Source organism: Chamaesiphon sp. OTE_20_metabat_361 (assembly GCF_031364565.1).
The window spans coordinates 1-7,338 of the sequence record NZ_JANLWO010000011.1 but is presented as its reverse complement, the minus strand read 5'-3'; the positions used below and the strand labels follow the sequence as shown (position 1 = coordinate 7,338).

General features: G+C 48.0%; 5 protein-coding genes. 3 read left to right on the top strand and 2 right to left on the bottom strand.

The window, feature by feature from the left end; all coding sequences use genetic code 11:
- Positions 1-2,896: DNA-directed RNA polymerase subunit beta'' (locus RMO35_RS00330; RefSeq protein WP_309737768.1), on the top strand; the 2,896-nt coding region annotated here is incomplete at its 5' end.
- Positions 2,897-2,993: 97 nt separating this feature from the next.
- On the opposite strand, the gene RMO35_RS00325 is transcribed toward RMO35_RS00330, so the two are convergent.
- Both RMO35_RS00325 and RMO35_RS00320 read right to left on the bottom strand, forming a co-directional pair.
- The gene (locus RMO35_RS00325) at positions 2,994-4,379 is read right to left on the bottom strand and encodes a GAF domain-containing protein (RefSeq protein ID WP_309737766.1); all 1,386 of its coding nucleotides are present in this window, start codon (positions 4,377-4,379) and stop codon (positions 2,994-2,996) included.
- Positions 4,380-4,769: 390 nt separating this feature from the next.
- Positions 4,770-5,579 carry an SDR family NAD(P)-dependent oxidoreductase gene (locus RMO35_RS00320; RefSeq protein WP_309737763.1) on the bottom strand — a complete coding sequence of 270 codons (810 nt, stop codon included), beginning with the start codon at positions 5,577-5,579 and terminating at the stop codon, positions 4,770-4,772.
- A 498-nt stretch (positions 5,580-6,077) separates the two neighbouring features.
- Between RMO35_RS00320 and RMO35_RS00315 the strand changes: the two genes are divergently transcribed.
- Complete coding sequence (locus RMO35_RS00315; RefSeq protein ID WP_309737762.1) at positions 6,078-6,242, top strand: hypothetical protein; 165 nt, start codon at positions 6,078-6,080, stop codon at positions 6,240-6,242.
- Between the two features lie 312 nt (positions 6,243-6,554).
- Positions 6,555-7,338 (top strand): amino acid permease (locus RMO35_RS00310; RefSeq protein ID WP_309737761.1); only part of this gene is annotated, 784 nt, incomplete at its 3' end.

The window sequence follows — 7,338 nt, the reverse complement described above, 5'->3', positions numbered from 1 at the left end:
TGGTGAAGATCGCGAACAAGTCGAAGTTAATGGCGATGTCATTATCGAACCAAAGGGTAAAGGTAAGAAAAAAGTCTTTAATCTCACCCCTGGCTCGCTGCTACTTGTCGCCGATGGTGCCGAAGTTAAAACTGGCGATCTCATCGCCGAAATCGCCTTGAGCCGAGGCGGACGCTCGACCGAGAAAGCAACTAAAGACGTCGCCGCCGATTTGGCTGGGGAAGTTTTATTTGCCGATATCGTTCCGGAAGAAAAAACCGATCGTCAAGGGAACATGACGCGGATCGCCCAACGGGGTGGCTTGATTTGGGTACTCTCAGGTGAAGTTTACAACTTACCCCCTGGTGCCGAACCGCTAGTCAAAAACGGTACGAAGATCCCCGAACATGGCGTCCTTGCCGAAACTAAGCTGATCTCGGTCAGTGGTGGCGTCGTGCGGCTGCGCGGCGAACGGGAGATCGAAATTATCACGGCTTCCGTGTCGCTCGATCGCGCCAAGGTCGAAGTCGATACCGAGTCGGGACGCGAGCAATACACGATCGTCACCGATGACAATCAACGTTTCCAACTGCTGACAGCACCCGGAACTAAAGTTCAAAATAGCACCGCCGTTGCCGAATTAGTAGACGATCGCTATCGGACGCGCACGGGTGGAATCGTCAAATTTGCAGGGCTAGATGTCCAGAAAAAAGGTAAAGCCAAACAGGGCTATGAGGTCGTTCAAGGTGGGACAATTCTCTGGATCCCCGAAGAGTCACATGAGGTAAATAAAGACATCTCCCTGCTCAACGTCGAAGATGGGCAGTATGTCGAAGCAGGTACCGAAGTGATTCGCGATATCTTCTGCGGTATCAGCGGGATTATCGAAGTCGTCCAGAAAAACGATATTCTCCGGGAGATTACGATCAAACCGGGCGAACTACATCTGCTCGACGATCCAGAGGCGGGACAATCCGTAACTGGGACGATCTGTTATCCCGGCAATAAACCCGTCCCCGAACTCGAAGCTGTGACCGAGCTGCGATATCTAGAATACGTCGAAACCCCGGAAGGTTCGGCACTACTGATCCGTCCGGTGATCGAGTATCAAGTTCCCGACGAACCCAATTTACCATCCCAAGCTTCCGTCAACCAATCTGGTGCCCAAGGACCGAACGCCGAAGGTCGGTCTGTGACGATCGAACTCCGTGCAGTCCAACGCGTACCATACAAAGATGGCGAACGGGTTAAATCTGTCGATGGGGTCGAACTCCTCCGCACCCAACTAGTGTTGGAAATGGAGTCTACTAGCACGCCCCAATTAGCTGCGGATATCGAGCTGATTAAGGATGAAGAGACTGGCGAGCAACGACTCCAACTGGTAATTCTCGAATCGCTCACCATCCGTCGCGATACGGCTGGCGATAACTTGGGCGGTAGTACTTATACTGAGGCGCTAGTCACCGACGGTCAAAAGATCGCTCCTGGTGCGGTAGTCGCCCGGACAGAAATCCGGTGCAAGAATCCTGGGGAAGTCCGGGGAATTCGCCAAGGTGCCGAATCCGTGCGGCGGGTATTAGTAGTCCGGGAAAGCGATCGGACGATCGTCGATACTAATGGTGCTAAACCTACTGTCAAAGCTGGTAAATTAGTCGTCGCTGGCAGCCAGATCGCTGAAGGAGTTATCAGTCCTGAATCTGGTGAAGTGGTCGAAGTCAACGACTCCCAAGTCGTACTGCGGATGGCGCGTCCGTATCGGGTATCCCCCGGTGCGATTCTCCATATCGATACTGGCGACTTGGTACAGCGGGGCGATAATCTGGTACTCCTGGTCTACGAGCGATCGAAAACCGGAGACATCATCCAAGGTTTACCCCGGATCGAAGAACTCCTCGAAGCGCGTAAACCTAAAGAACCCTGTATCCTCAACCGTCGCGATGGTACCGCATCTGTCGTCTACAACGACGATGGCGAACCGACCGAAATTAAAGTCATCGATGCGAGTGGTGCCGTCGAAGAATACTTCCTCGGCCCCGGTCAAAACTTGCTCGTATCGGATGGTAATGTAGTCAAAGCGGGTCACTTGCTCACCGACGGACAGCTCAACCCTCACGAGATCTTAGAAGTCTACTTCAACCACTTCCGCGAGGAAAATGGTGTCTTTGAAGCGGCACTGCTGGCACTCCAAAAAGCGCAAGCATTCTTGGTCAACCAAGTGCAATCGGTATACCAATCCCAAGGGGTGGAAATTTCCGATAAACACATCGAAGTCATCGTTCGTCAGATGACCTCTAAAGTCCGGATCGATGACGGTGGTGACACCACGATGCTCCCAGGGGAACTCCAAGAACTCCGCCAAGTCGAACAGGTAAATGAAGCCATGTCGATTACTGGTGCGGCTCCAGCGGAATATACGCCCATGTTGCTCGGGATTACCAAGGCATCCTTGAATACCGATAGCTTCATCTCGGCTGCGAGTTTCCAAGAAACTACGCGGGTACTCACCGAAGCCGCGATCGAAGGCAAATCTGACTGGTTGCGCGGCTTGAAAGAGAACGTGATTATCGGTCGGCTGATTCCCGCTGGGACGGGCTTCAATGCTTATGAGGATTCCAACTTCTCCAGCCCCATCGCGGACAATGATTATGGCTCGATGGGCATGTATGGTGCCTATGACGGCTCGCTCGGTAGCGATGAGGATATGATTCTCGACGATCGTACCGCTCGCAGCTACGATCTCGACGATCCGACCCTCAGTGGTTTATCGATCGTCAAACCTTCGAGTCCAGAAGAGGAGGAGGAGTTCGCCGGATTGATCTATGGCGATCCGATCGAAGCTAATACTGCTAAGGATGATGAAGATGAGTTTGAGTGGTCGCCTCCTGGTGATAGCGACGATGACGACGATTTTGAATAAAAGCTAAAAGCGAGCAGATATTAGCCGATTGCGGTGATGTATCGCCCGATTATCGATCGACAAGCTTACGTTCTCACGTAAGCTTTTTTTTGTGTTGCTAATTAACGTCAGTTCGGGTTCGAGACTTATAGAGTTGAATTGCCGAGTGAACGACTGTTTCTAGTTCTTTCACTTCTGACTGAAGTGAAATTGTACCGCTTGTCGCAACTTCGGTATTAGCTTGCAATTTCTTAGTAATAATTCGGACGAGATTGATATCTTCGCTCGATAGTTTATTAGTGAGTGAAACTACTTCATGACTGAGCAATCGCATCAAATGTCTAGCTTCATCTAGAGTTTGGATCGAGCTGGAGATCGACTCTTTCACCTGCTGGACTTGAGTGTCGGCATTGCTAATTGTCTCTTTAACCGCACCCGCTCGCTTGAGTGAAGATCGCATCACGACGATCTCTTCTTGGAACTGAGCTTTTGCTAGAGCTAAACCAGTTTGGATGCCAATTTGTCTGAGCCATTCTACTTCGACATCTTGCCAATTGCGATAGTTAAAACACTGATGAACAGCAATCGCTCCAAATAATTCATTGCGATCGCTAACAATCGGTACGACAATAGTTGCCTTAACGGCGATCTTCACTAAATTATCGAGAATATCGGGATCGATACCAACTTCATGAATATTATCAATCGCCCGAACGTGGAGTCGATCGCTGTATTCATTAACCCTGTATCCGTCTAAACAAGGGTCGTCAATTACCGTTCCTTTCAATGTTGCCAATGCTGGCATTGTTGCTTCAGCGAAAACCATCCCAACATTTGGCTCGGTAATGCCATAGACGATCGCCCGATCGCACTTTAAAATAGTTTGGGCTTGAGTGGTGGCAATTTCTAAGACTTCAGTGCGAGTAGTACCCTGATGAATTCTTTGGGTAGCAGAGATCAATAGCTCATCATAGTACCGTTGTCGATCGAGTGAGGATTGGATTTTTTGACACTGCGACCATCTCACTGCATTATCCAACGCCCAGCCAATTTGCAACGCCATTTGCGCGGTGAGGGTAATTTCTTCAGGTTGCCAAGCGCGAGGCTGGGAACATTGATGCAAAATTAATAAGCCATATAGCTCACCATCTGGTAACAATAATGGCACCACTAAGTTAGCTTTGACTGCGAGTTTTTCCAGCGTTTCGATGTAGCACGGCGTAATCTTAGCTTCGTAGATATTATCGATCGTGTTGATCCGACCTTGACGATAAGTATCGACATGCCTTGCCATAAAGCAAGGATCCTCGATTGTTGTCTCTACTGTTTTGGGAAATCCCGGCTCTACTGACTCCGCGACAACTTTTCCCAGACTCTCGGATTGCAAACTGTACACTACAACTCGATCGCAGTGGAGCGCGTGCTTGACGCTTTCGACACTAGCTTGCAGAATATCTTCTGGTCGCGAACAGTTGTGAATTCTAGAAATCAGATTGGTGAACATTTACAGCAAAAGATATCAGAATGGGTTGGTAGCAAATATGCTACAATGACTAGTATAGCTTATGTTACTTCTTTTTATACAATAGCTACCCTTTGAGGGTCGATCGTTGGCGTAGCCGCTCCCTTGGAGAATCGAGTATGCCTTCAAACCTCAATCCTCAAACATTTTGCGCTCGATCGTTACTATGTATCTTTGACTAATATAACCCATCTGAATTTGGTCGCTCGGTACGATCGCGTAGCTTCTCTAAGTAATACTACGCAAAACTATTAAGACCGATTTGTTACAAGACCGGACGAAATATCTAACAAAAATGCTTTCGAGTAGTACGACTTGCTACTCGAAAGCATTAATTTGCCCTAAAACCTAAAGCCTAGAGCCTAAAGTCTATTACCCCTTAGCTCCCAATCGCTGCCAAAACTGTTTTTGAGTCGGTAGCGGGGCGGCAATCTGGATGATGCTCTCCAGTAATCGGGGTACTAGATAGTTGCCCCAAACTGCGAGATGACTTTGCCAACCGATGATAATCTCCCGCTCGTTACGATCGATTCCTCGGATTAGTGCTTGGGCGACGCGCTGGGGCGACATCGGCATCATGCCGCGAAATAGCTGTAAATCTCGCACCATGTCCGTATCGGTGAGCGTCGGCAACAGCGATATCACCTGTACGTTGTGACTGGCTAACTCGCCCCGGAGTGCTTGGGTAAATCCCAAGATGGCAAATTTGGTAGCTGAATAGGTAGACATCGTCGGTGCGGCGACCTTGCCCATCAGACTGGCAACATTGACAATGGCACCTGTTTGTTGCGAGACCATCCGGCGGGCAATCAGGCGGGTGATGGTATACATCCCCAGCAGATTGATGGCGATCTCTTCTTGGACGTGGGGTAACTTTGATTGTAGGAAGGGTGCTTGATAGGCAACTCCCGCACAATTTACCAATAAGTGAATCTGTCCGTAATCGCGCCATGCCTGAGAGATAACGACATTAACCCGAATCCGATCGGTTAAATCTAGCACGATCGGGATGACTTCGACACCCATGACACCGATCTCTGCGGCAACTTCGGCTAACCGCTGTTCGTTACGGGCGACTAGTAACAGCCGTTTAATGCCACTTGTGGCTAGCTCAAAGGCAATCGCTTGACCGATGCCGCGCGATGCTCCAGTCACGAGGGCTGTTTTTCCGTGTAGCTTCATTGTTAAAAACCTCCAAAAGTGAAGTCACTGCCAACCTTGTGCGCTAGGTATGGATACACAAACTTTACGCTCGGGGTAGATAGCGAGCAAAATGACGATCGAGCAGTTGGTTAAATGTAGGGACGGAGCGGCTAAGTGAGTGTAGGTGACACTAATCGCTAGGAGAGGATAATTAATCGATTACCTCTAGCTGGGCATCAAGCACATGAAGTACTATTTGATAGACACACCCTATCAGATAGATCGAGCATCTGCAACATTTATTAACAAAGATTGGAGATTGTGATATATCTCTACATAATTCTCAGGGATCGCGATCGCTGCAATTTGGGCGTTAATGTGCTGTGCTTGCTAAATTGCGATCGAGACATCACATTTGGTGAATGTCGTGTCTGAGAAGGTAGTATTTTGATGAGAGCGATCGAGCCTTAATTGTCAACTACTCTCCTCGCATAATCCACAGCAAAACTGGGCATACCAAGCAAGTTTTGGTAGTTAATGATACTTAAAATTAGCCGCTCCTTCGACGCGGCATATTCGACAGCTAAGCAGTATTTTTTAATTAAGACACATTGGTTCGATCGAGTGGGTATTGTTATCGCGATCGGGATTACAGGCACTGAAGCCCAAGAAGCGGCAGACATCGAGATATATTCATTCTGAAATTTGTGCTGACTAAATATTAGTAATTTTTTACTATCATTTGAGCGATAAATTAACATCATAAGTATGTCGATCGGTAGATAATTCTCTCAAAAACCGATCGTACACTTTAAACAGTAGCATCACAAAACTCGTGTAATTGCCAAAAGTAAAAAGTAATTAATAAGGGCGAAGTTATACAGTCTCATAAATTAAGTACTTCTACGCTTCATTTTTCAGCACCAACTAAAAAATGGAGATCGATAAATTTTCACTGACAATTTATCAATTATTGGCACATCGCCAGTTGCCCACATAGCAGATATTAGAGCTGTGAGTATAATCGAGCAACCTAAATTAACCAAAATTGCCGAAAATAGGACGATAGCAACAAGACCTTCAATCCGGCTATTTGATGCGATCGCCTTAATTGTCGGACTAGTTATTGGTGCGGGAATATTTGAGACACCAGCATTAGTTGCGGCTAATGCTAATAGTGAAACCGATCTTTTACAAGCTTGGTGCTTGGGTGGAGTCATCTCCATTATCGGTGCTTTATGCTATGCCGAACTCGCTACCACATATCCAAATATCGGTGGTAGTTATGACTACTTAAAGCGAGCATTCGGTCGATCGATTGCGATTTTATTTGCCTGGGCGCGATTGAGTGTAATTCAGACTGGATCGATCGCTTTACTGGCTTTTGTATTTGGAGATTATGCCTCGCAATTATTGCGGCTGGGCACATTTTCAGCAGGGATTTATGCGGCACTGGCGATTGCCCTCCTCACCACTCTCAATATTTTGGGCGTGAAGCACAGTAAACGGCTCCAAAACTGGCTGACGATTACTACCGTCTTAGGACTGCTGGCAATCGTTATCATCGGCTTAACCTTGCCAGCGGACACTAGTGTTCCCGCTCCGGCTACTGGCGCTGCTACTAGATCTTGGGGATCGGCAATGGTATTCGTACTGTTGTCCTATGGTGGTTGGAATGAAGCCGCGCAGATCTCTACTGAGATCGAGAACTACCAGCGCAACATCATTCGATCGCTCCTCTGGGGGTTAGGAATTATTACCGCATTATATGTGCTGCTGAATTTGGCATATCTGAAGG